The 24,599-nt window shown below is 63.2% G+C and carries 16 protein-coding genes, 1 tRNA gene and 1 pseudogene; 11 read left to right on the top strand and 7 right to left on the bottom strand.

Annotated elements, in window-relative coordinates:
* Positions 1-54: 54 nt before the first annotated feature.
* Positions 55-1,483 (bottom strand): annotated as a pseudogene (locus tag ACL58G_RS04015) (S41 family peptidase).
* Between the two features lie 81 nt (positions 1,484-1,564).
* On the bottom strand, positions 1,565-2,770 hold the full coding sequence (locus ACL58G_RS04010; protein WP_440965301.1) for a glycosyltransferase family 4 protein: 1,206 nt from the start codon (positions 2,768-2,770) through the stop codon (positions 1,565-1,567).
* Positions 2,771-3,024: 254 nt separating this feature from the next.
* Here ACL58G_RS04010 and ACL58G_RS04005 point away from each other — a divergent pair, with 254 nt between their 5' ends.
* The 10 genes from ACL58G_RS04005 to ACL58G_RS03960 all read left to right on the top strand — a co-directional run bounded on the left by ACL58G_RS04005 (position 3,025) and on the right by ACL58G_RS03960 (position 16,091).
* The gene (locus tag ACL58G_RS04005; protein WP_440965299.1) at positions 3,025-4,392 is read left to right on the top strand and encodes a UDP-glucose dehydrogenase family protein; all 1,368 of its coding nucleotides are present in this window, start codon (positions 3,025-3,027) and stop codon (positions 4,390-4,392) included.
* Complete coding sequence (locus ACL58G_RS04000) at positions 4,389-5,402, top strand: NAD-dependent epimerase/dehydratase family protein (protein WP_413380695.1); 1,014 nt, start codon at positions 4,389-4,391, stop codon at positions 5,400-5,402. Before ACL58G_RS04005 ends, ACL58G_RS04000 begins: the two co-directional genes overlap by 4 nt.
* Positions 5,399-6,439 carry a bifunctional UDP-4-keto-pentose/UDP-xylose synthase gene (locus ACL58G_RS03995; protein WP_056134049.1) on the top strand — a complete coding sequence of 347 codons (1,041 nt, stop codon included), beginning with the start codon at positions 5,399-5,401 and terminating at the stop codon, positions 6,437-6,439. Before ACL58G_RS04000 ends, ACL58G_RS03995 begins: the two co-directional genes overlap by 4 nt.
* Positions 6,440-6,491: 52 nt before the next feature.
* Positions 6,492-7,634: an FAD-dependent monooxygenase gene (locus ACL58G_RS03990; protein ID WP_413380693.1), complete on the top strand. Its 1,143-nt coding sequence runs from the start codon at positions 6,492-6,494 to the stop codon at positions 7,632-7,634.
* A 205-nt stretch (positions 7,635-7,839) separates the two neighbouring features.
* Positions 7,840-8,421: a hypothetical protein gene (locus ACL58G_RS03985; protein ID WP_413337640.1), complete on the top strand. Its 582-nt coding sequence runs from the start codon at positions 7,840-7,842 to the stop codon at positions 8,419-8,421.
* Positions 8,422-8,673: 252 nt separating this feature from the next.
* On the top strand, positions 8,674-10,695 hold the full coding sequence (locus ACL58G_RS03980; RefSeq protein ID WP_440965296.1) for a M13 family metallopeptidase: 2,022 nt from the start codon (positions 8,674-8,676) through the stop codon (positions 10,693-10,695).
* A gap of 96 nt (positions 10,696-10,791) precedes the next feature.
* Complete coding sequence (locus ACL58G_RS03975; RefSeq protein ID WP_413337648.1) at positions 10,792-12,858, top strand: M13 family metallopeptidase; 2,067 nt, start codon at positions 10,792-10,794, stop codon at positions 12,856-12,858.
* 152 nt (positions 12,859-13,010) lie between these two features.
* A complete protein-coding gene (locus tag ACL58G_RS03970) occupies positions 13,011-14,654 on the top strand; it encodes an ArnT family glycosyltransferase (RefSeq protein ID WP_440965294.1) in 1,644 nt (547 codons plus the stop codon).
* A gap of 46 nt (positions 14,655-14,700) precedes the next feature.
* The gene (locus ACL58G_RS03965) at positions 14,701-15,699 is read left to right on the top strand and encodes a glycosyltransferase family 2 protein (RefSeq protein WP_413337637.1); all 999 of its coding nucleotides are present in this window, start codon (positions 14,701-14,703) and stop codon (positions 15,697-15,699) included.
* Complete coding sequence (locus ACL58G_RS03960; RefSeq protein ID WP_440965292.1) at positions 15,696-16,091, top strand: GtrA family protein; 396 nt, start codon at positions 15,696-15,698, stop codon at positions 16,089-16,091. The genes ACL58G_RS03965 and ACL58G_RS03960 overlap by 4 nt, the downstream gene beginning before the upstream one ends.
* Before the next feature lie 46 nt (positions 16,092-16,137).
* On the opposite strand, the gene ACL58G_RS03955 is transcribed toward ACL58G_RS03960, so the two are convergent.
* The 4 genes from ACL58G_RS03955 to ACL58G_RS03940 all read right to left on the bottom strand — a co-directional run bounded on the left by ACL58G_RS03955 (position 16,138) and on the right by ACL58G_RS03940 (position 22,674).
* Entirely contained in the window at positions 16,138-17,766 is a 1,629-nt protein-coding gene (locus ACL58G_RS03955) for a hypothetical protein (protein ID WP_440965290.1), read from the bottom strand.
* Positions 17,767-18,382: 616 nt separating this feature from the next.
* On the bottom strand, positions 18,383-20,230 hold the full coding sequence (locus tag ACL58G_RS03950; RefSeq protein ID WP_440965289.1) for a hypothetical protein: 1,848 nt from the start codon (positions 20,228-20,230) through the stop codon (positions 18,383-18,385).
* Between the two features lie 393 nt (positions 20,231-20,623).
* Positions 20,624-21,730 (bottom strand): hypothetical protein, encoded by a 1,107-nt coding sequence (locus ACL58G_RS03945; RefSeq protein WP_440965287.1) that lies wholly within the window; start codon positions 21,728-21,730, stop codon positions 20,624-20,626.
* 50 nt (positions 21,731-21,780) lie between these two features.
* Positions 21,781-22,674 carry a c-type cytochrome gene (locus ACL58G_RS03940; protein ID WP_440965285.1) on the bottom strand — a complete coding sequence of 298 codons (894 nt, stop codon included), beginning with the start codon at positions 22,672-22,674 and terminating at the stop codon, positions 21,781-21,783.
* 192 nt (positions 22,675-22,866) lie between these two features.
* On the opposite strand from ACL58G_RS03940, the gene ACL58G_RS03935 reads away from it, so the two are divergent.
* Positions 22,867-22,942: transfer RNA gene (locus ACL58G_RS03935), tRNA-Arg, on the top strand.
* 248 nt (positions 22,943-23,190) lie between these two features.
* On the opposite strand, the gene ACL58G_RS03930 is transcribed toward ACL58G_RS03935, so the two are convergent.
* Positions 23,191-24,285, bottom strand: coding sequence for a TraB/GumN family protein (locus ACL58G_RS03930; RefSeq protein WP_440965283.1), 1,095 nt, complete (start codon positions 24,283-24,285; stop codon positions 23,191-23,193).
* Positions 24,286-24,599: the final 314 nt, after the last annotated feature.

The following is a 24,599-nucleotide window of genomic DNA, read 5'->3' as shown; positions in this document are numbered from 1 at the left end:
GGGAACCGAGGCTCCATTCCACAGGAAGCCCGTCCGTACAGGCGTTGTGCGGAATCAGTGAGCCTGTTGGGCAAGCGAGGCGGGCGGCGTGGCGCGTTTGGATAACTGTACGGGCAGCCCTTGCAGATGGTGCAGCGCCTGGGTCAACTGAAAATCGTCCGCGCTGCCGAATTCCAGCGGCTTGCGGGTGCGTTCGGCGGCGAGGATCCGCATCTGCTCCTCGATGTCGTCGTGGTTCGTCGCTTCCTCGCCCGCGCGGCTGGTGTCGTTCTTGAGGTGGTGCTGCAGGTCGGCCTCGCGCATGCGCAGGGCGTTCAGGCCGTCGCCGTCGGCGTTCTCGTCGACGGGGACGTCGGGCACGATGCCGCGCGCCTGGATCGAGCGGCCGCTGGGCGTGTAATAGCGTGCGGTCGTCAGTTTCACCGCGGTGTCGCCGGCCAGCGGGCGGATCGTCTGCACCGAACCCTTGCCGAACGTTCTGGCTGCCGACGATGGCGGCGCGTTTATGGTCCTGCAGCGCAGCCGCGACGATTTCCGATGCCGATGCCGAACCCGTGTTCACGAGGACGACCATCGGAATCGTTTTATACAGGTCCGGCACCTTGTCGAGCGGATCGTTGCCGCGGCTGAGCAGGTAGTACTCGGGGCTGCCGTAGAAGCGGGCCTTCGAATCGTCCAGCTGGCCGTTCGTCGAGACGATCTCGGCATTCTTCGGCAGGAACGCGGCGGAGACTCCAATCGCGCCCTGCAGCAGGCCGCCCGGGTCGTTGCGCAGGTCGAGCACGAGACCTTTCAGGTTCGGCTCCTCGCGCGCGAGCGCGGCCAGTTTATTCGCGAGATCCTCGACAGTCGGTTCCTGGAACTGCGACACGCGCACCCACGCGTAGCCGGGCGCGACGATCTTGCCCTTCACGCTCTTCTGCACGATCTCGTCGCGCACGATCGTGAACGACAGCGGCGCCGGGGCGTTCTTGCGCAGCACCGTGAGCACGACCTTCGTGTGCGGCTCGCCGCGCATGCGCTTGATGGCCTCGTCGAGGTCCATGTCCTTCACCGCCGCGCCGTCGACGTGTGTGATCAAATCGCCCGCCTGGATACCGGCGCGGGCGGCCGGGGCGTCCTCGATCGGGGTGACGATGCGGACATAGCCTTCTTCGCTCTGGTTGATCTCGATGCCCAGGCCGACGAATTTGCCTTCGGTCCCTTCGCGCAGTTCGCGGTAGGCCTTGCGGTCCAGGTAGGCCGAGTGCGGGTCGAGCGCGCCCACCATGCCGGAGACGGCCTGCGTGAGGAGCTTGCGGTCTTCGACGGGCTCGACGTAGTCGGCCTTGATCGTGTTGTAGGCATGCGCCAGCTGGTGCAGGCCCTCGATGGGCATGCCGTCCACCGGCTTGTGGGCCAGGGCCGAATATTGCATCGTGACGCCGACCCCGAGGATCACACCGAGGGTGACCAGGGCAACGTTCTTGAAGCTGGAGCGCATGGGCGATGAGCGAAAGGAGACTGCGGTCCAGTATAACCCTCCCGCGGCCCCGGTGCGACGCCGGGATGCGCGGGAGTCCCGTCAGGCGACGGCGCGCTTGCCCGCCGGCAAGCTGCCGCGGCTGTTGATGATGCGCGAAAACAACGTCAGTTGCCCGTTGGTCGTGTCGTCCCAGCTGAAACCCTCGGCATAGCGGCGGGTGGCGGCGTGGTCCGGGCAGCTGCGGCGCAGTTCCGTCAGCGCCTCGGCGATGCCTTTCGCCGTGCGTTCCTTCATCAGCACGCCGGCTTCCGGCCTGGCCACGACTTCCGGCGTGCCCCACACGTTGGATGCAACGACCGGGGTGCCGCAGGCCATCGACTCGAGCAGCACGTTGGCCCAGCCTTCGCGGCTGGACGCGAGGATCATCGCATCGGCCGCGTTGTAGTAATGCTTGAGCTCGGTCTGCGCGACGGCGCCGAGGAATTTGACGCGGTCGGTCACGCCCAGGCTGGCGGCCAGCGCTTCCAGCTTCTTGCGCTCCGGGCCGATGCCGGCAATGAGCAGTTTCACGTCCGGCAGCATCGGCAGCGCGCCGATGGTCAGGTCGTGCGCCTTGCGCGGGTCGAGCACGCCGACGGAAATGACGGTGAAGCCGTCGATGCCCAGCTGGGCGCGCGCGGCCGCGCGGTCCATCGGCACGAAGCGCTGCAGGTCGACGCCGTTGCGCAGCGAGACGATGCGGTCGCCCGGAATGCCGAGACCGATCATCTCTTCGCGCAGTGCCTGGCACACCGTGATCATGCCGGCCGCGTTGTTTGCCGCCCACATGAGCTGCTTTCTCGGCAGCGTGAACTGCGGAATCAGGTTAATGTCGGTACCGCGGGCCGTAATGACGACGGGCTTGTTGAAGTACTTGCCCAGCATCACCGCAGCGACGCCGTCCGGATAGAAATAATGCGCGTCGATGACGTCGAAGTCATAGCCCTCGTCGATGATGCGCCCGATCTCTTTCTTGCAGGCCTGGGCCATCAGCCACGGCGCCGCCGTCATCCCGACCTTCGGAATGACGAGGTAGCGGGGGTGCGTGACCTCGATGTCGTAGCGGGTTTCGCGCGCCGGCACCTTGGAAAACGCCGCGTAGTCGCCGAAACGCGGGTGCTGCGACGGGAACCAGGGCACGGGCGCGACGACTTTCGATTCGACCTGGCCGCTGGCGAGCAGGTAACGCAATCTTGTCTCGACAAAGATGCCGTGGCTGGGTTTGACCGTGTTCGGGAAGAGGGAACTGAATGTAAGGAGCTTCATCGACGATGTGCGCAGGGCGGAATAGCAGAGCGTAGCATCTATTATGTAATAGATTGCAATTACTTGGCTTTTCTAACGGAACGTCCTCCAGTTTAATAGCAAAAAAGCAAACGTGTAGCGTGCTCGCCAGAAATCTGTGATAAATTCGTCTAGTTATTAACCCGGCGGCAAGTCCTCCGGCCCACTCCCTCATGAGGCGAACCGGCATGCAGCGCGGGCGTCCCATGGTCCCTTACCTCAATCTGTAGAAGATCATGAAAATTTCAGTTATCGGGACTGGTTACGTCGGACTGGTGTCTGGCGCCTGCTTCGCCGACGTCGGCAACACCGTGCTGTGCCTGGACGTCGATACGCGCAAGATCACGATGTTGAAGGACGGGATCATCCCGATCCACGAACCTGGCCTGGACAACCTCGTCCAGCGCAACGCCGCCGCCGGCCGCCTGCTGTTCTCGTCGAACTACGACGATGCCGTCAGCCACGCCGACATCATCTTCCTGGCCGTCGGTACGCCGCCGGACGAAGACGGCAGCGCCGACCTGACCCACATCCTGTCGGCCGCGCGCAGCATCGGCGAGCGCCTGACGAAGCCGGCCGTGATCGTCGACAAGTCGACCGTGCCCGTCGGCACCGCTGAAAAAGTGAAACGCGCCATCGCGGGCGAACTGGAGAAACGCGGTGTGAACGTCGCGTTCCATGTCGTCAGCAACCCCGAATTCCTGAAAGAAGGCGCCGCCATCGACGACTTCATGAAGCCGGACCGCATCGTGGTCGGTTTCGACGACGCCGAAGCCGGCAAGCAGATGCGCCAGCTGTACGCGCCGTTCAGCCGCAACCACGAGAAATTCGTCGAGATGGACATCCGCAGCGCCGAGCTGACGAAGTACGCGGCGAACGCGATGCTGGCCACCCGCATCAGCTTCATGAACGAGCTGGCCAACCTGTCCGAACTGCTGGGCGCCGACATCGAGGCCGTGCGCCTGGGCATCGGCATGGACCCGCGCATCGGTCCGGACTTCCTGTACGCCGGCATGGGCTATGGCGGTTCCTGCTTCCCGAAAGACGTCAAGGCGCTGATCAAGACGGCATCCGACCATGACAAGCAGCTGCACCTGCTGACCGCAACCGAGAAGGTCAACGAAGAACAGAAGAACGTGCTGTTCACGAAGCTGGTGCGCTTCTTCGGCGGCGCAAACAACCTGAACGGCAAGACGATCGCCCTGTGGGGCCTGTCGTTCAAGCCGAATACGGACGACATGCGCGAAGCGCCGAGCCGCATCCTGGTCAAGTCGCTGTTCGACGCGGGCGCCAACGTGGTCGCCTACGACCCGGTCGCCAGCACCGAGGCGAAGCGCGTCCTGGTGGCCGAGCATGGCGAAGACCAGTGCAATACCCGTCTGCGCATCGTCGAGTCGGCCAAACAGGCCGTCGAAGGCGCGGACGTGCTCGTGCTGGTCACGGAATGGAAGGAATTCCGCGCGCCGGACCTGCCGTTCCTGGCCGAGAACCTGAAACTGAAGGCCGTGTTCGACGGTCGTAACATCTACGATCCGGACGCCTTCGCCGCCGCCGGCCTGGTCTATGAAGGCATCGGCCGCCGTTCGGGGAAAGTCGAGCAATGACGGAAGCAGTGAGCAACAAGGGAACGATCCTCGTCACCGGCGCCGCCGGCTTCATCGGCAGCGCGGTGGCGGTGCGCCTGACCGCCATGGGCCACACCGTGGTCGGCTGCGACAACTTCAACGATTACTACGACCCGGCGCTGAAGCACCACCGTGTCGAGGCGCTGTTGAAACCGGCCGGCGTGCCGTGCGAGACCGTCGAACTGAGCGACGGCGAGCAGGTGGCCGCGCTGTTCGAGCGCGTGAAACCGGCACTCGTCGTGCACCTGGCCGCCCAGGCCGGCGTGCGCTATTCGCTGAAGAACCCGGCCGCGTACGTACAGGCGAATCTCGTCGCGTTCGGCCACATGCTGGAAGCGTGCCGCAACCACAAGGTTGAGCATCTGCTGTACGCGAGCAGCAGCAGCGTCTACGGCGCCAACGCCAAGACGCCGTTCAGCGAGGATGACGTCACTGACGCGCCCGTGTCGCTGTATGCCGCGACGAAGAAGTCGAACGAGCTGATGGCCCATTCGTACAGCCATCTGTACGGCATTCCGACGACGGGCCTGCGCTTCTTCACGGTGTATGGACCGTGGGGCCGCCCGGACATGGCCTATTTCAGCTTCGCGCGCAAGATGCTGGCGGGCGAGGCGATCCCCGTGTTCGCCGAAGGCAAGCTGTACCGCGACTTCACCTATATCGACGACATCGTCGAAGGCGTCGTCCGTCTGCTGTTCAAGCCGACCAAACCGGAAGGCAAGCCGCCGCACGCCATTTTCAACATCGGCAACCAGACGCCGGTGCAGGTGCTGGACTTCATTCGCACGCTGGAAGGCGCGCTCGATGTCAAGGCGACGCTGGACTTCCAGCCGATGCAGCCGGGCGACGTGCCGGCCACGCACGCCGATACCAGCAAGCTGCAGGATTGGGTCGGCTACAAACCCACGACGTCACTGGAGGCGGGTTTGCGTGAATTTGCGCGGTGGTATAATCGGGCGATACGTGAAAATGTTTCCTACCTGAAATGAAAAAAGTCCTCATCCTCGGCGTCAACGGTTTTATCGGCCACCATCTCTCCAAGCGCATCCTGGAGACGACCGATTGGGAAGTGTATGGCATGGACATGAACTCCGAGCGGATCGCGCATCTGCTGGACCATCCGCGCATGCACTTTTTTGAAGGCGACATCACCATCAACAAGGAGTGGGTCGAGTACCACGTCAAGAAGTGCGACGTGATCCTGCCGCTGGTGGCGATCGCGACGCCGTCGACGTACGTGAAGGAGCCGCTGCGCGTCTTCGAACTGGACTTCGAGGCGAACCTGCCGATCGTCCGCTCGGCCGCCAAGTACAAGAAACATCTGATTTTCCCGTCGACGTCGGAAGTCTACGGCATGAGCCCGGACTCGGAATTCGATCCGGAGAACTCGGAACTGGTCTACGGCCCGATCAACAAGCCGCGCTGGATCTACGCCTGCGCCAAGCAGCTGATGGACCGGGTGATCTGGGGCTACGGCATGGAAGGCCTGAACTTCACGCTGTTCCGTCCGTTCAACTGGATCGGCGCCGGCCTGGATTCGATCCACACGCCGAAAGAGGGCTCCTCGCGCGTGCTGACCCAGTTCCTGGGCCACATCGTGCGCGGCGAACCGATCCAGCTGGTCGACGGCGGCCAGCAGAAGCGTTCGTTCACCTATGTCGACGACGGCATCGACGCGCTGATGCGCATCATCGAGAACAAGGACGGCAAGGCCACCGGCAAGATCTTCAACGTGGGCAACCCGGTCAACAATTATTCGATCCGCGAACTGGCCGGCATGATGCTGGACCTGGCTGCCGAGTATCCGGAATACCGCGAGACGGCCAAGCAGGTGAAGCTGGTCGAAACGAGCTCGGGCGCCTATTACGGCACCGGCTACCAGGACGTGCAGAACCGCGTGCCGAAGATCGAGAACACGGTCTCGGAACTGGGCTGGAAGCCGCAGGTCTCCATGCGCGACGCGCTGGTCAAGATCTTCGATTCGTACAAGGACAAACTGGGCGACGCCGAGCAGCTCAACACCTGACCTGCGTTCGATCCTCGTTGAAAAGGCTGCCGCGGCAGCCTTTTTTATTCACATGCACATAGCCATTCTCGGCGGTGGCGTGGCGGGTGTCGCCAGCGCGATCGCTCTCAAGCTGAAAGGCCACGACGTCACCGTCCACGAACGGCGCGCCGGCGATGCGAACATCGGCGCGGGGATCGTCGTGTGGCCGAATGCCGCCTTCGTGCTGGATCAACTAGGCCTCCTGGACGACATGGCGGCCGTCGCCGGCCGCCCGCGTGCGATGCGCCGCCTGTCGCGTGCCGGCGCGGACCTCGGCGCGCTGGATATCGGCCTGATCGACGCGCGGATGGGCTATCCCAGCCTGTCCATCCTCAGGAGCGATTTCCAGCGCATCCTGTCGGCGCGGCTGCAGGCGCTGGGCGTCGCCGTCCGGTATGGCCGCAACGTCGCGCGCATCGAACCGGGTGCGGTCGTCCACTTCGACGACGGAACGACCTTGACGGCGGACCTGATCGTCGGCGCCGACGGCCGCATGGCATCGTGCGCCCGCCGCTACGTCACGGGCGGCAATGCGCCCATCTACCAGGGCTTCATCAACTGGATCGGCGTCTGCGAGGGGGAGTTCGACGTGGACACGATCTCGGACTATTGGGGCACGGGCGAACGCTTCGGCATCGTGCCCGTCGCGCGCGACAAGGCGTATTGGGCCGGCGGCGCGGCGCAGGCCATGATCGGCACGCGCGATCCGGACGCTTATCGGGACGAGCTGCAGCGCCTCTTCTCGGACTGGCCGGAACCGGTACGGCGCATCGTCGCCACCACGCCCGCCGCGCGCATCAACAAGATCTACGTGCACGACCACGATCCCGTGCCGACCTGGCACCGGGACAACCTGGTCATGATCGGCGACGCGGCCCACGCGGCCCTGCCCACGTCCGGCCAGGGCGCGTGCCAGGCGCTGGAAGACGCGTGGCACCTGGCGAACTGCATCGACGCACATCCGGGCGATGTGGGCCAGGCCCTGCAAGCGTTCACCGCGCTGCGCTTCCAGAAAACGGCGGGCATCACGCTGGCCGGCCGCGGCCTGGCGGCGTCGCTGTTCAACCGCGACGAGGCCTTTTGCCGCGAGCGCGACCGCGCCAGCCGGCACGCGAATCATGCGGATCTCGCGCGGGCGATGGCCGATGGGTGGAGCCGGCACCTGCCGCTGTAAGTACGCGCCGTAAATACGACCTCGGGGTTCTTGTTAATCCTTGTATCTCCCGGCAAACACGGCGTAAGCATTTGTAAAGTGCCCGGACAGGGTGGGGGGCGGAGCATATAGTTCTTATCAGTTTTTCTCTCTCTCTCTCCACTCTTGAAGTGGTCTTTGCCCACGGTTCCCCCACCGTGGGCTTTTTTCTGCCCGGAGCCCAAAGATGATCACGACCCGGTTCGCCCGCGCTGTCCTGTGCGCGCTCGCCATCGGCAGCGCCGTCCCTTCGTTCGCCGTCCCGCTGATGGACATGCGCGTCGAGGACCTGCTGTTCATGTCCGCCGACGTAAAGAAATCCCTGAACCTGACCCCGAACCAGCAGACCTTGTGGAACCAGGTGGAAGGCCGTTCGCGCTCCATCCTGCGCGAGCGCCAGCGCCGCCGCGAGGCGCTGCAGGAACAGGCGAAGACGCTGCTCGCGAAGCCGGAGGTCGAATTGCGCGACCTGAACCGGGCCGTCGAGGCGGAAGCCGCGGCGACCAATACCGAGGACAAGCAGCTGCGCGAAGCGTGGCTGGAAGTGAACGATGCGCTCGACGACAAGCAGCGCGCCCAGGTCGCGACGTTCATGGGCGAGCAGTTGATGCGCGTGGTGCCGGAGGGGCGTTCGGGCACCGAACGCGGCGGCGAACGTGGCGGGGAGCGCGGCGGCGGCCGTCCGGGCGGCATGGGCGGCCACGGGCGTGGCGGCATGGGCGGCGGCATGGGCGGCCCCGGCGGCGCGTCGATCAATCTCGGCGGTTGAGGCGTACATACAATGTATCGTTAAGTAAAAATCCGGCGCCCGTCGCTGATTCGACTATCCTTCCCCGCTAAAATTGGTGCCGCCGCGCAACCGATAACAACGATAGTCATGAGCACCAGCGAAGTCCTCAAGAGCCCGCCGCCGGCGATTCTCGTGCAGAGCGCGGCGACGGCGGCCCGGTGTATCGGCACACTGGGCCGTGTTACATTCGCGGATGGCCACAAGCCACACCGCAGCACACAAGGACCCCTCGTGAAACGTTACCTTCTCAGTACCCTGACCCTCTCCATGCTGGCCACCTTCGCATCCGCGGCGGACCGCGCCGGCATCGACACGCAATACATCGACCCGAGCGTACGCGTGCAGGACGATTTCTTCACTTACCTGAACGGCAAGTGGCTCAAGACGACCGAAATCCCCGCCGACCGCTCGAGCTGGGGCACCTTCATGAAGCTGCGCGAGGACACGCAGCCGCAGCTTCTCGGCATCATCGAAGCGGACCAGAAGGACCCGCACAAGAAGGCCGGCACGGACGCGCAAAAGATCGCCGACCTGTACACGAGTTTCATGGACGAGAAGAAGCTGGAGACGCAGGGCTACAAGCCGCTGACGGGCGAACTGCAGCGCATCCGCACGCTGAAGGACAAGAAGGGCGTGCCGGACCTGATCGCGCACCTCATTAAAATCGGCGTCGCGACGCCGTACGGCATCGGCGTGGCGCAGGACGCGAAAGCGTCGACGAAGTACGCCACCTACATCCGCCAGGGCGGCCTCGGCATGCCGGACCGCGACTACTACCTGAAGGCGGACGACGCGAAGATGGCCGCGGCCAAGGCGAAGTACGAACAGCACGTCGCGAAGATCCTGGCGCTCGCCGGCGACAAGGAGGCGGACGCGAAGGCGAAGGCCATCGTCGCGTTCGAGACGGCACTGGCGAAGGCGCAGTGGACGAAGGTCGAACTGCGCGATCCGAACAAGAACTACAACAAGATGGACGTGGCGCAGCTCACCGCGCTGACGCCGGGCTATGACTGGAAGACCGCGCTGGGCGCCGCCGGCGTGGGCAACAAGGTCGATTACGTGATCGTCGGCCAGCCGACCTACCTGCAGGCCTTCGACAAGCTCCTCGCCGACACCGACATCGAGACGGTCAAGGCGTATTTCCAGTGGCAGCTGCTGCGCGAATACGCGCCTTACCTGTCGAAGGCGTTCGTCGACGCGGACTTCGATTTCTACGGCAAGACGCTGACCGGCGCGGACGTCAACCGCCCGCGCTGGAAGATCGGCGTGTCCGTCGTCGAGGGCGCTCTGGGCGAGGCGCTCGGCCGCGAATACGTGGCGAAATACTTCCCGCCGGAGCGCAAGGCGCGCATGGAGGAACTCGTCAAGAACGTCCTCGCCGCGTACCGGGAATCGATCGACCAGCTGGACTGGATGGGCCCGGAGACCAAAAAGGAAGCCCAGGCCAAGCTGGCGAAGTTCACGCCGAAGATCGGCTATCCGAACAAGTGGCGCGATTACACCCGCCTGAGCGTCAGGAAGGATGACCTGGTCGGCAACGTGATGCGCGCCGCGACCTTCGCCTACAACCGCAACATCGACAAGCTGGGCAAGCCGATCGACCGCGAAGAGTGGGGCATGACGCCGCAGACGGTGAACGCGTACTACAACTCGCGCATGAACGAGATCGTGTTCCCGGCCGCGATCCTGCAGCCGCCGTTCTTCGATGCGAGCGCGGACGACGCCGTCAACTACGGCGGCATCGGCGCCGTGATCGGCCACGAGATCGGCCACGGCTTCGACGACAAGGGCAGCCAGTCGGACGGCGAGGGCAATCTGCGCAACTGGTGGACGGCGGACGACCAGGCGCGCTTCAAGGCCAAGACTGACATGCTGGTGAAGCAGTACGACTCTTTCGAGCCACTGGCGGGCTACCACGTCAACGGCGCCCTCACGCTGGGCGAGAACATCGGCGACAACTCGGGCCTTGCCATCGCGTACAAGGCTTATAAAATCTCGCTGCACGGCCAGCAGGCCCCCGTCATCGACGGCCTCACGGGCGACCAGCGCTTCTTCATGGGCTGGGCCCAGGTGTGGCGCTCGAAGATGCGCGAGGCGCAGCAGATCGTGCAGGTGAAGACCGACCCGCACTCGCCGGGCCAGTTCCGCGCCAACGGCACGCTGCGCAACCAGGCCGCGTTCTACGAGGCATTCGGCGTGAAGGAAGGCGACAAGATGTACCTGCCGCCGGAGCAGCGCGTCACGATTTGGTAACAAAACGGATCGCCATCAGCGATAATCGAAGCCGGCGGTACCCCCGCTGGCAACCCACCATCCCACCCATAACAACCCGAGGGAGATGAAGAGATGATGAAGAAGCACACCCTGTTGAGCGCCCTGACCCTGGCGCTGCTTGCCAACGCCGGCCATGCGGCGGAAGGCGCCGCCGCCAAGAACACGGCCATCAAGAAGGGCCAGACCCTGGCCGCCGGCGTCGCCACCGAATACATCGATCCGGCCGTGCGCCCGCAGGACGATTTCTACGAATACCTGAACGGCAAGTGGATGAAGACGGTCGAGATCCCGGCCGACAAATCGAGCTGGGGCTCGTTCGCCAAGCTGCGCGACGACACGTTGCCGCAGCTGCGCGGCATCATCGAGAAAGCCGCCGCCGGCAACCCGGCCAAGGGCACCGACGCCCAGCGCATCGGCGATTACTACGCCAGCTTCATGGACGAAGCGAAGCTCGAGCAGCTCGGCATCACCCCGCTGAACGGCGAACTGGCGAAGATCGCGGCGCTGAAGGACAAGTCCGAGCTGCCCGCGCTGCTGGCGCACCTGGGCAAGATCGGCGTGAACGTGCCGTACGATTTCGGCATCCACCAGGACAACAAGGATTCGACCAAGTACGTCGCCGACATCTATCAAAGTGGCCTCGGCATGCCGGACCGCGACTACTACCTGAAGGCGGACGACGCCAAGCTGGCCGACGCGAAGGCCAAGTACCTGACGCACGTCGAGAAGACGCTGGCGCTGGCCGGCGACAAGAACGCCGCCGCCAACGCGAAGGCCATCGTCGACTTCGAGACGGAACTGGCCAAGGTGCAGTGGACCAAGGTCGAACTGCGCGACCCGATCAAGGCCTACAACAAGGTGCCGCTGGCCGACATGGGCAAGGTCGCGCCGGACTACGACTGGAACGGCTACCTGCAGGCCACCGGCATCGCCGGCAAGACGACCTATGTGATCGTCAGCCAGCCGACCTACCTGAAAGGCTTCGCCGAGATCTCCAACAAGACCTCGCTGGACACCTGGAAGGCCTACCTGACGATGCACCTGGTGGACGCGTACGCGAACTACCTGAACAAGGCCTTCGTCGACGAGCGCTTCGACTTCTACGGCAAGACGCTGTCGGGGGTGAAGGAGATGGAACCGCGCTGGAAGCGTGGCGTGGGCGCGATCGAGCGTTCGCAGGGCGAGTCGCTGGGCAAGCTGTACGTGGCCGAGTACTTCCCGCCGGAGCGCAAGGCGCGCATGGAAGCGCTGGTCAAGAACCTGCTGGTCGCCTACAAGCAGAGCATCGACAAGCTGGACTGGATGTCGCCGGCGACCAAGAAGGAAGCGCAGGCCAAGCTCGCCAAGTTCACGCCGAAGATCGGCTACCCGAACAAGTGGAAGGATTACTCGGCCCTGGTCGTGTCGCGTGACGACCTGGTGGGCAACGTGATGCGTTCGCGCGACGTCGAGTACAACCGCGAGCTGAACAAGCTGGGCAAGCCGATCGACCGCGACGAGTGGGGCATGACGCCGCAGACCATCAACGCGTACTACAACCCGGAGATGAACGAGATCGTCTTCCCGGCCGCGATCCTGCAGCCGCCATTCTTCGACGCGAATGCGGATGATGCCGTGAACTACGGCGGCATCGGCGCCGTGATCGGCCACGAGATCAGCCACGGCTTCGACGACCAGGGCGCCCAGTACGACGGCGACGGCAACCTGCGCGACTGGTGGACTGCGGCCGATCACAAGAACTTCGAGGCCAAGACCAAGATGCTGGTCAACCAGTACAACCAGTTCGAGCCGATCAAGGGCTACCACGTGAACGGCGAACTGACGCTGGGCGAGAACATCGCCGACAACTCGGGTCTCGCGATCGCTTATAAAGCCTACAAGATCTCGCTGAAGGGCAAGAAAGCGCCCGTGATCGACGGCCTGACGGGCGAACAGCGCCTGTACATGGGCTGGGCCCAGGTGTGGCGCACCAAGATGCGTGAGCAGCAGCAGATCGTGCAGGTGAAGACCGACCCGCACTCGCCGGGCCAGTTCCGCGCCAACGGCACGCTGCGCAACCAGCCGGGCTTCTACGACGCCTTCAAGGTCAAGCAGGGCGACAAGATGTACCTGGCGCCGCAGGAGCGCGTCATCATCTGGTAATTCCGGCCCCAACGCCATCCCGCAGTCCCGGGGATGGCGTTGTCGTTGTTAGCGGTCGCAAATACAACATGGTTACAACTTGATGCTCTTAAAGCTTGCAAATATGCTAAAGTTCGCGACGCTGTCCCATCGTTGACCTTTCCCCGACATTCATGCAAGCGGTTTTCCAGAAACCCTCGTCCCGGTTCCTTTGCCTGGCTTATTTGTGCGCCGTCCTCGTCGGCGCGCTGGCCGTGTTCATGGCGAAGTCGTACCAGTCCGGTTTTTCCGGGGCGGATGAACCGTCGCACTTCCTCAACGGGTATTTTGTCTCCGATTACATTGCCCGCCATTTCGGCAGCAATCCGATGGGCGCGGCCACCGATTTCTACGTCCATTATCCGAAAATCTCGATCGGGCACTGGCCGCCGGCCTATTACGGCATCCTCGGTCTCGTGTTCCTCGTGCTGCCGCCGACCTTGCCGGTAATCTTCGCCGTCAACGTCCTGTTCGCCGCACTGCCGGCGATCGGCGTCGCCGCGGCGCTGTCCATGCTGGCCGATCGCCGCGCCGCGCTGGCCGGGGCGCTCGTCTACGCGGTGACGCCGCTGGTGCTCGAAGGCCACGTGATGTTCATGGCGGACCAGCCGCTGACCGCCTGCCTGGTCGCCGCCACCGCCGTCTGGATCGTGTTCAGCGTGCGTCCCGGCTGGGGCAGCGCGCTCGGGTTCGCGCTGCTCGCCGCAACGGCCGTGCTCGTCAAGGGCAACGGCTGGCTCGTCGTGTTCGTTCCCGTCTTCCACATCCTGCTGACGGCCAACTGGAAATTGCTGCTGTCGGTGCGGCTGTACGTCGCCGCCGCGCTGGCGGCCGCCATCGTCGTGCCTTGGTACATGCTGACGGCCAAGATCGCCGCCGACGGTTTTAATTACCAGGCCGGCCTGCCGTATGCGACGAAGGCATTGCTGTACAACCTGCAGGCCCTGGGGCGGAACGTGACGCCGGTCGGCGGCCTGTTGGCCCTGTACGCCATCGTGGCCGAGTTCCGCGCACGCCGCGCCGATCCGGCACGCTGGACGATCGTCAGCGCCGTGATCAGCCTGCTGCTGGCGACCCTGCTGCTGCAGTCGCTGGTGCCGGTCGACATCGTCGAACGCTACATGGCGCCCGCGCTGCCGGCCGTCGTCGTGCTGGCCGTGCTCGGCGCCGTGCGCCTGCTGGCTCATTTGCCCTCCCTTCTGCGCGCGGGCACGCCCGCACCGGCGCTCGCCGCGCTGGCCGTCGTGATGGCCGTGCCGGGCGTCGTGCACCTGGTCCAGCGCGCGCCGAAGGCCGATACCGGCATCGCCGCCGTGACCGACCGCCTGGCCGCCGCCAAACCCGTGCTGACCGTCATCGACGGCAGCGCCTCCACCGAAGGCTGGTTCATCGCCGACATGGCCGTGCACGACAGCGCGCTGCGCGGCTACGTCGTGCGCGCATCGAAGCTGCTGGCCGACTCGAATTTCATGGGCACCACCTATACCCTCAAGTACCACGACACCGCGGACGTGCTGGCCGAACTGCACCGGCTGGGCGTCCAGCACGTCGTCATCGTGCGCGAGGGCGGCAAGGACGCCTATCCGCACAGTGCCCAGGTGCGCGAGGCACTGGCGCGCGCCGATTCCGGCTTCCGGCTCGGCCAGGCCCTGCCGCACCAGTACCGGTCGGGCGTCACCGAAGTCTACGACGCCGTCGCCCCGGCCCGGCCCGACATCGCGGCCGTCCGCAACATGGGCCTGCCGGCCAAGGCGACGGCGCTCACCAAATTGCAGTAATCCCAGTTCACCCGTCACACAACAGTATCCGCAGCGAGGACGCAGCATGCCTTCCACACTGAAAACCAATGTATTGCCGATCGAAGCGGCCCGCGCCGCGTATGCCGGCCTCGACATCGCAGTGATCCTGCCTTGTTATAACGAGGAGGCCGCCATCGGCGCCGTCGTCGAAGGCTTCCGGCGCGAACTTCCGCAGGCGCGGATTTACGTCTACGACAACAATTCCAAGGACCGCACGTCCGAAGTGGCAGCGGCCGCGGGCGCCATCGTGCGCGCCGAGACGCTGCAGGGCAAGGGCAACGTCGTGCGCCGCATGTTCGCCGACATCGATGCCGACATTTACCTGATGTGCGACGGCGACATCACCTACGACGCCGCGAGCGCCCCGGCGCTGATCGCCAAGCTCGTCGAGGAAAACCTGGACATGGTCGTCGGCTGCCGCGTCGACTCGGAGGAAGCCGCCTACCGCGCCGGCCACCGTTTCGGCAATGCCCTGTTCACGGGCTTCGTCGCGCACCTGTTCGGCAACCGCTTCACCGACATCCTGTCGGGCTACCGCGTGTTCTCGCGGCGCTACGTGAAATCGTTCCCGGCGCTGTCGAACGGCTTCGAGACCGAGACCGAGCTGACCGTGCACGCGCTGCAGCTGCGCATGCCGATCGGCGAACTGGACACGCCGTACGGCGCGCGCCTGGAAGGCTCCACCAGCAAGCTGTCGACCTACCGCGACGGTTTCCGCATCCTGCTGATGATCACGAAGCTGTTCAAGAACGAGCGGCCGCTGCTGTTCTTCACGATCCTGTTCGCGCTGCTCGCGCTGGTGTCGATCGGCGTGTCGATCCCCGTGCTCGTGACCTATCTCGAGACGGGCCTGGTGCCGCGCCTGCCGACCGCCGTGCTGGCCGCCAGCATGATGCTGCTGGCCTTCCTGGCGCTCACGTGCGGCCTCGTGCTCGACACCGTCACCCATGGCCGGCGCGAAATGAAGCGCCTGGCCTACCTGACCGTGCCGTCGGTCGGGGCCACGCGCGAGAAAAAGGCTTGAAGCAGTTCTTCCGTTTCTGCCTCGTCGGCGCGCTGGGTTTCGTCACCGACTTCGGCGTCCTGTACGCCGTCGTCAAGGGCCTGGGCCTCGGCCCCACGAGCGGGCGCGTCGTGTCGTTTCTCGTGGCCGCCACGGTCACGTGGAAGGTCAACCGCCATTTCACGTTCGTGAAGCAGGACGCCGGCTCCGTGCGCGAGTGGCTGCAGTATCTGGCGTTCACCGGCGTGGGCGGCTTCATCAACGTGGCCGTCTACCAGACCTGGCTCTGGTTCACCGACCACAGCACGCTGAACCTGTTCCTCGGCGTGGTGGCCGGGTCGGCGGTGGCGCTGATGTTCAACTTCGTGATCTCCAAGCGCGCGGTGTTCGCCGAGCGGCGCGCGGTGCAATAAAAAAAGGCCGCTCGAAGCGGCCTTCTTCATGGTGCGGGTAAAGCGATTACTGCGTCACGCTCGAGTAGGAGCACGACTTGACCTGGCCGCGTGCCGGGTCGCCGAACACGGCGTTGGTGCACTTGACCGGACCGGTCACGACCTTCGAGGTGTAGATCGTGCTGGTGCCGTAGCGGACTTCACGCTTGCCGGTGAACGAGCAGGTGCCGTTTTCGGTGGCGCAGGCCGTGAAGGTCGGCGTGCCGGTCACCGGCGCGGCCGCCGTGGTCGTGCCGGCGTAGCTGCACGACTTGACAACGCCGCGGATCGGATCGCCGAACACGGCGGTCGTGCACGGGGTCGACGCGGTGATCATTTTCGACGTGTACACACCGTTCGCGCCGAAGCGGACTTCACGGGTGCCGCTGAACGAGCAGGTCGAGCCTTCGTTGCCGCAAGCGGTCCAGGACGTGGTCGTCGTGGTCGGCGCGGTGAGCGATTCGTACGCGCCGATGTCGATCTGGCCGACCACCGGACGGGCTTCGCCCGCGGCGACAGCCTTGTACTGCGCGACAGCCTTCAGCGACACGCCCTTGGCCGACACGCCCGGGTCCGAACCGGCATCGATCACGAGCGCGCTGCCGACCGGATGCAGGTCGTACGCGGCGCGGTTCGCGAAGCTCGGCGATGCCGAACGGTAGTTCGTCTTGTCGATCGTCGATGCCTGCGTGCTGAACGTGCCCACGCCGGCATAGATGTTGTTCTGGACTACGGCCGGGGTCGGCACCTTGCCGCTGATGAACATGAACGTACCGCCGCTGCCCATGTCGTTCAGGAACGTGTTGTTGATGACGTAGAGGTCGCTGCCGGCGTTGACCGCGCCTTCTTCACCGTAGGCCAGCATCGCCGGGTTCGAGTTCGAGGCCGGTTGCTGGATGATGTTGCCGATGATGTAGGACGTACCGGCGTTCGGCAGGTCGATCTCGTACGACGGCTTGCCGGCGGCGGTGCTGCCCGTCTCGCCCGGGTTCAGGCTCGAGAAGCGGTTGTACGCGATCAGGTTGGTGTCCGCACGCGACTTCAGGTTGTGGCCGACGTTGGCGTCGTGCGAGAAGTTGTAGCGGAACGTCAGGCTCTTCACGTGGCCGATGTACAGGTTGTGCGACTGACCGTCGCCTGCGCCGTTGTGGCCGAATTCGGTGTTCTCGATCACGACGTCGCTGTTCGCGTTGGCGTTCGCCAGGATACCGTTCTGGTTATCGTGGAGGAACGAGTTACGCAGCGTGAAACCGGCCGCTTCGAGGCGGAACGCGGCGCCGTTCGCGTCGGGCACTTTAGCGCCGTACATTTCGACGTTATCCACGGTCAGGTTGTTGCCGTCGACGACCCAGATGGCTTTGCCACCGGCGTTCTTGCCGGCCGCATCGATCTTCGGACGGCCGTTGACGCCGCGGATGGTCAGGTTGTGGCGCAGGATGTAGCAGACATCGCCGCTATACGTGGTGTTGCCGGTGATTTCGATGACGTCGCCATCCTTGGCGGCGGCGATCGCGGCGCACGGCTTGGCGTAGGTCTTGCCCGGGCCAACCGACAGCGTCGCTGCGGATGCAGTGGTCACACCTGCGAACGCCATCAGGACGGCAGCAGCCAGGTGCGATGCAGAGAATTGGGTGTTGCGCGATGCGGTTTGTTGCATGTCGATGTCCTTGTAAGCGATTGCCTGTCAGCAGTTGTGCCTGCTGGAAAGTTGCAGAATACGAGGTTTGAGATCGACGGTTTGTAACGAAGTGTAACCGAAAATAGCTGAACGGCAATCCTGAAAAGAGGCTAATTATTGTTCCTTTTAGCCTTATTTAGTAGAGCAAAAGAACATTTTGTGATCGCATTTTCTAGCATCCAGTGCAAGAACAAGGAAGCCTGAAACGACCTTCTACGGTTTTTCCCTATGGAATGTAATTTCCGGTGGAAAATTTATCGACAGAGCCAGAGCGACAATATGCATATCTGACTGGCAAGTGCCGAGCTGACACCCGTTGATGGAATGGCTACGAAAAAAAATTTTCGAAATCAAGTCGATGTTGCGTTCACGCCGCATTTTTTTTCGAAAAAATTTGTGCTGGTGACCAGCCTGTTCGTGGACTGTACAGAAAAAGTTCAGTCCTAGAAACTATTTTATGAGTAAAAGTTGTATCTGAAGTAATTGCGGACTATTAATGCGACTTTGACGCCACAAACGGGCGCTGATCCGTTCGTTCCAAAACAAAAAACGCGGCACGAAGCCGCGTTTTTCGGAAGGGGACAGGCCCCGCGAATTACTTGTAGCTGCAGGACTTGGCAATCCTGTAAGCCGGGTCACCGAAGACGGCGTTCGAGCAGGCAACCGGACCCGTCACGGTCTTGGTCACATAGTAGCCGTTGGCGCCGTAGCGGACCTGGTGGGTACCCGTGACCGAGCAGGTACCGCCTTCGGCCGCGCACGCCGTCCAGCCGGTATCGTTGGCGGCAGGTGCGGTCGGGGCCGGGGTCGTGGTCGAGGTGCCCGAGGTCGTGATCGTGTTGCTGGAGTAGCTGCAGGTCTTCAGCTGGCCTTTTGCCGGGTCGCCGAACACGGTATTCGCGCAGTAGATGGAACCCGTGAACGTCTTGGTCGAGAACGAGGTACCGGCGCCGAAGCGGACTTCGCGGGTGCCGCTGAACACGCAGGTGCCGCCTTCGCCGGAGCACGGGATCCACGACGGGCCCGTGGCCACGGTCGCCGTCACGGTCGAGAGTGCGCTGGAATAGCTGCAGGTCTTGGCGACGCCGCGGATCGGATCGCCGAACACGGCGCTCGTGCACGCGGTCGAGCCGGTGACCACTTTCGACGTATAGATGCCGTTGGCACCGAAGCGGACTTCACGCGTACCGCTGAACGAGCAGGTCGAGCCTTCGTTGCCGCAGGCGGTCCAGGTCACGGGCGTGGTGTTCGCAGCGTCGCCCGTCACTTCATAGGCGCCGATGTCCAGCTGGCCGGCCACCGGACGTGCTTCACCGGATGCAGTGGCTTTATATTGTGCGACCGGGGTCAGCGACACGCCCTTGGCCGACTTGCCCGGATCCGTACCGGCATTGATCACCAGCGCGCTGGCGGTCGGATGCAGGTCCCATTTGGCACGGTCGACGAAACCCGGGGAGACCGAACGGTAGTTGTTCTTCACGATGGAGCTCGCCTGGGAGCTGAGGGTACCGATGCCGCCGAAGATATTGTTCTGGACCACCGCCGGGGTCGGGACCTTGCCGCTGACGAACAGGAACGTGCCGTCGCCGTACTCGTTCAGGATCGTGTTGTTGATGACGTACAGGTCACTGCCGGCGTTGATCGCGCCTTCTTCACCGTAGGCCACGATGGCCGGGTTCTGGTTGGCGGCCGGCTGGACGATGACGTTACCGATGATGTAGGACGTACCGGCGTTCGGCAGGTCGATCTCGTACGACGGCTGGCCGGTGGCGGTGCTGCCCGTTTCGCCCGGCGGCGTGCTCGAGAAGCGGCTGTACGCGATCATGTTGGTATCCGCGCGCGACTTCAGGTTGTGGCCGACGTTCGCATCATGCGAATAGCTGTAGCGGAACGTGAGGCTCTTCACGTGGCCGATGTACAGGTTGTGCGTCTGGCCGTCGCCGCGGCCGTTGTGGCCGAATTCCGTGTATTCGATCAGGATGTCGCTGTTCAGGTTGGCATTCGCCAGGATGCCGTTCTCGTTGTCGTGGATGAACGAATTACGCAGCGTAAAACCCGCGCCCTGCAGGCGGAACGCGGCGCCGTTGCCGTCCATGACCTTCGCGCCGTACATCTCGACGTTGTCGACCGTCAGGTTGTTGCCGTTGACGACCCAGATACCCTTGTCGGCCGCGTTCTTGCCGGCGGCGTCGATCTTCGGACGGCCGTTGACGCCGCGGATGGTCAGGTTGTGGCGGTTGATGCTGCAGGCGTCGCCGCTGTACGTGGTATTGCCGGTGATTTCGATGACGTCGCCGTCCTTGGCGACCGCGATGGCGGCGCAGGGTTTGGCATAGGTCTTGCCGGGGCCGACGGACAGCGTGGCTGCGGAAGCGGAGGTCACACCTGCGAAGGCCATCAGAATGGTGGCAGCCAGGAGTGAATGGTTACGCAAAGTGTGCATGAGATTCCTCGTAAAGTTTCTGTGCGGGAAGTAATTCCCAAGGGCAAGATGCAGAATACGAGGTTTACGACCCACCCTTTGTAACGGCGTGTAACAATAGTTGGTCAATTAAAAAGACCTGGAACAAAATGTTCGCCGCGTCGTTCAGCATTAGGCATGCCAAAAATTCCACCTTGATGACTTGTTGAACATTTTATTCGGTCTTTCGGTGTTTGTGTTTCCTCAACCCAACTTTTATTCTCCCTATGAAACGCACGAGTTTCGGTAACCAGAGACCAATAGTTAAAAATTTATAAGAGGTCTTAGCGTTTAGGCACAACGCGGCCGTTTTCACTTTTTTGAGAAAAGTCAGCGGAAAAAACGCTTACGGAGGCGAAATGTTGCGTATAAGCGTCAGCGGCCGCCGGCGCCGCTCGTCCACGGATCCGCCGCCGGCCCCGCTTTCAGGACGACCTCGTTGACCAACGGCCGCAGCGTGAAGCCGGCGCGGTCGATGAAGCCCGGTTTGTCCATGCGGCGGTTGTCTTTCTGCACGGCGCTGCCCTGCGTGCTCACGGTGCCGGGACCGGCGAAGAGATTGTTCTGGATCAGGGCAGGGGTCGATACCTTGCCGCTGATGAACAGGAACGTGCCGCTGCTGAAGTCGTTCAGGAAGGTGTTATTGATGACATACAGATCCTGGCCGGGATTCGTCGCCCCTTCTTCGCCATACGCCACGATGTTCGGATTGTCGTTGATGGCCGGCTGCTCGATCACGTTGCCGATGATGTAGGACGTACCGGCGTTCGGCAGGTCGATTTCGTACGACGGCTTGCCGCTCGCCGTGCTGCCGGGCTTGCCCGGGGGCGTGCTCGAGAAGCGGTTGTACGCGATCATGTTGAACATCGCGCGCGACTTGAGGTTGTGCCCGATGTTCGCGTCGTGCGAATAGTTGTAGCGGAAGGTCAGGCTTTTGGCGTTGCCGATGTACAGGTTGTGCGTCTGGCCGTCGCCGTGGCCGTTGTGGCCGAATTCGCTGTGCTCGATGACGACGTTGCTGTTGCGGTTCGCACCCATCAGGATGCCGTTTTCATTGTCGTGGATGAAGGCCTGGCGCAGCGTGAAATTCGTGCCTTCCAGCCGCAGCGCCGCGCCGTTGCCGTCCATGACTTTCGAGCCCAGCATCTCCACGTTCTCGACCGTGATGTTGTTGCCGGTGACGACCCAGGTGCCCTTGTTGCCGAACTGGCGTCCGGCCGCGTCGATGACAGGCCGGCCCTGCACGCCGCGGATGGTCAGGTTGCTGCGGGCGATCGCACAGGTGTCGCCGCTGTACGTCCAGTCGCCGACGATCTCGATGGTGTCGCCATCCCTGGCGGCGGCGAAGGCCGCGCATGGCGCGACATAAGTCTTGCCCGGACCCACCGACAGCGTGGCGGCGCCCGCGGCGCCGGCCGTGGCCAGCAGTGCCGCGGCGAGGGACAGGCGGATGACGGGGGTGTACGACGGTGACACGTTCATTTCTTGTCTCGTTCATGAAAAAACCGTCCCGCAGGACGGTTTTTTTCGGCTTATTTCGCGGCCGCGACCATATAGTCCACGGCGGCTTTCACGTCGGCGTCGGGCGCTGTGGAACCGCCCTTCGGCGGCATCACGCCGGCCTTGCCCTGGAAGCCCTTGATGGCATGCTCGTACAGGGTATTCGTGCCTTGCGCGATGCGCGGTGCCCACGCGGCCTTGTCGCCGACCTTGGGTGCGCCGGCGATGCCCGCGGTATGGCAGGCCGTGCAGGCCGTATTGAACAGGGCCTTGCCGGCTTCGTTGTTGCCGGCGACGGCTGGCGTCGCGATCGCGCCTGCGGTAGGCGGGGTGCCCGGCGTTGCTGCCGGCTGGGCCGGGGCGGGTGCGGCGGCGGCCGGTGCGGCTGCGGCCTGGGCCGGCGCCTGGGCGCCTGCCGCCGGGGCTTCCGGCTCCTTGAACTTGGCGCCCGACTGGTTGGTCATGTAGACCACGGCGCGGGCGACTTCGATGTCGTCGAGATCGGGATTGCCGCCCTTGGCCGGCATGGCGCGGATGCCTTGCACGGCGTGCTGGACGAGGGTGTCGTAGCCCTGGGCGATACGGGCGCTCCAGGCACTTGCGTCGCCAGCCTTCGGCGCACCTGCTGCGCCCGAGCCATGGCAGGCGACGCAGGTGGCGTTATACACGGCCTGGCCCGATTGCAGCATCTTGGGCGCGTTCACGTCCTTGAACGCAAACCCTTCCTCGGCCACCGGGCGCACGCGCGTCGCGACGGCTTGCGCACTCTGGCTTTCGGACCCGGCGCCGCCCAGGGGCTTGTTGGTGGCAAAGATCACCAGCAGGATGATGCCGATGACGATGACCAGGAAAAAACCAGCCACTGCGATGATCAGTTGCTTGGGGGTCCGGATAAAGGATTGGTGTTCGTTGTGCGCGTCGCTCATGATTTCCTTAATACAAATTAAAAAAACCTGCTTCTGCCCTGCGGAATACGTGGAATACTTATTTATATGCAATGCCGCCGGGCGATTATAGACCCAAAGACACTTGGTGGAAACGCAATTTCCCACTGGAGCGGCGCGTTGCCATAGACGACGCCCGGGAAAGACTGTATCCTTCGCATCGCCTCCTCCAGCGCGGCTGTAGCTCAGTGGATAGAGTATTGGCCTCCGAAGCCAAGGGTCGTGGGTTCGATCCCCGCCAGCCGCGCCACAACCCCTATAAAATTCAATCATTTACGTGCTGCGATACGCAGCAGTGTCGTGCATTGAATTCATTCTTGGCATATTGAATGTGCCAAATTTGTGCCGGCGTCTCGTACGTTTCGAAACAAGTCACGGCACATCTAGGCAGACTCAGTGGCCGCGCTGCCCGTTCCAGCATGGTGGCATTGCGCACAAGCCGTGCATGGCAAGGCAGGGCAAGCCGAACTCGCTCGCTTCGGTCTGTAATATGGGTCTTCATAAGCTACCCAGCGCGGAGCGCACGCGGTCGAACCAGGAAGGCGATAGGAATGTCGCACTGATGTCACTGGCCCCGCAGATGCGGGTGACCGAAAAGCCTTGCTGGCGCAGCAGACTGATCAAACCAGGCTCGACCCGGGTGCCAACTCGTAGGTCGGGAAGGTGCAGCGCACCGACGATGACGAAAGTTCTGTGGTGTTCGGAAATGGTTTTGGCGATGAGGGGAACCCAGGCATGGGTACGTTGCTTGATCATGATCTCAAACGTACCCGAACTATAGTTTGTCTCCAGTCCCTTGTCCTGCAAGATCCGATCGCCAGGAGAAACCGGATCAATGGCACAGGGCGTCGGGCGGTCGACGCAGCGGACCTTTTCGTCAGTAACCTCCCCGGCGACGACTGCTAGTTTGCCAAGGGAGCCGTACAACGGATCCGATTGCTTCAGGCGCAGCAGGCGCGAAACCTGCAGGGCTTTATCAGCAACGAAATCTGCTCGGTCAACGGCACTCGCGCTGCAGAAGTGCGTTCGCCGGTCCCCGAGCGTATCTAGGCCAATCGTCTTTTTCGATGTCGTGCCCTTGCCACGCAAGCGGAAGGAAATGCCTGTTTCACTGACGTCATATGCTGGCCCAAGCGACGCCGTTGTAAACGTGTCCAACAATGTCAAAGTCAGGTATTCCGGCACAAGCGCCCAGCTTTCGAGCCAGTTTGGCACGTCAAGATGGCTATCCCGTGTCGCCTTAATCAGAGCGTCAAAGGCAAGATGCAAGCGCTGCGTGTGCAAACCCTTCGGATCGTCAAAGCACGGAGCGCCGAGCGCGAACGATCCGTTCCGGAGCTGGTCCGGGCCGAAATAAGTCTCCATTACGGCCACCTCAGCCACCGCGTAACTCGGTTTCACGACGGTCTCAAAGTAGTGATCGTTCTCAACCGGGGTACCGACGTGAGACTCGCCGACTAGCACGGCTTGTGTATTGCCTTTGCTGACTAGCCATGCGCGCGGCGCCGTGGCAGCAGCGGCAGCAGCAGTTGAGAGCAACGTGGCGAACACAGCGGCCAATACCGTATAGCTTCGAATGCAAGAGATCATCATCGTTTCGGACCCAGTGAAGCCTTGGCCCCGGCAAAGACCAGGGCCAACTGCCGAAAATGCCGGCATTGATTACGGGAGATGACTTACCAAACTACTCAACGGTGGCATGTCGTGGTGCTTCACTTTCCGCCTATGCAAGTGTTCGTCGTCACCGTAAACTCGCCGGTGTAGCTTTCCTGGAGGGAGCCGGGACCATAGCGACCAGCGGCCGAAACGTCGGGATTTGGCGTGTGGTGGTCTAGCTGAATATCCAGGACTTGTAGTAGTCACGGTCGACACGCCGCCGGCTCCGCAGCTATGGGGGCGTGATGGTG

The organism is Massilia sp. GER05 (assembly GCF_052056005.1).
Lineage (GTDB): Bacteria > Pseudomonadota > Gammaproteobacteria > Burkholderiales > Burkholderiaceae_D > Telluria > Telluria orientalis.
This window is presented reverse-complemented; position numbering and strand designations above follow the sequence as displayed.